1 pseudogene is annotated in these 989 nt (G+C 71.1%); it reads right to left on the reverse strand.

Annotation, left to right across the window (positions count from 1 at the left end):
• Positions 1-893 (reverse strand): annotated as a pseudogene (locus ACTMTF_RS49380) (hypothetical protein); the annotation flags it as partial.
• Between the last annotated feature and the right edge of the window lie 96 nt (positions 894-989).

The raw sequence follows: 989 nt of genomic DNA on the forward strand, positions 1-989 counted from the left end.
CGATCGGCCGTACGCGCGTCCCACACCGGAGGCAGGTCGATCAGGCCACCCCACCGATCCGGATGCTCCAGAGCGGCAACGCGGCCGAACGCCCAGGTCTGCGCCTGCGCCGAACCGACCGGAACACCACCGGCAGCCACCGCACCCGAGGTCAGCGCCCACAGCGGCGCGTCGATCCCGGCGTCACCCAGCGCCTGGACCAGCCCCATCGTCCCAGCCAGCCCACTGGGCACCACGGGCGACTCATCCAAGGGTGACTCGTCCACGGCCAGCAGGGACACGATCCCGGCCACCGGCAAATCACCGAGTTCGCCCAATATCTGAGTGGTTTGGACACGCAGTGACTGCCGATCCAGCTCACCGGGGGCTACCTCGATGACCAGCACTCGGGCGCCGCGATCCGTCAGAGCCTGAACGGCGGAGGCGGTCAAAGCTGCCTCGACGCCGGAACTGGCGGAGGCGGCCTGAACGCCAGGACTGGTCAGAGCGGGCTGGGCGCTAACGGTGGCCTGGTCGGTGCCGGTCTGGCCGGTGGGGGCGACCAGGAGCCAGGTGCCGGACAGGGTCGCGGGGGCGGGTTCGGTGAGCGGGGTCCAGGTAATGCGGTAGCGCCAATCGGCGACCGCGGACTCGCCCCGCTCACGCTGCCGCCAGGACGCCAGCGCGGGCAGCACCTCACGCAGCCGCTCCCCGTCCACGGCCAGTGTCTGCGCCAGACCGTCAAGGTCACCGCCGGTCACGGCGGCCCAGAACGCGCTCTCCTCCGCCGTGGTCACGTCATCATCGGAACGGCGGGGAGCGGGGACCGGCTTGGGCCAGTACCGCTGCCGCTGGAAGGCATAGGTCGGCAACGCGACCCGCTCGCCCATCGGCAGCACCGCCGCCCAATCCACCGCGACACCCTGAACGTGAACCTCGGCCAGGGAAGCCAGCAACCGCGCCGGGCCACCGTCATCCCGACGCAACGTCCCACACACCACCGGAACCTG

Origin of the sequence: Nonomuraea sp. ZG12 (assembly GCF_052068115.1) — a bacterium.
Taxonomy (GTDB): domain Bacteria; phylum Actinomycetota; class Actinomycetes; order Streptosporangiales; family Streptosporangiaceae; genus Nonomuraea.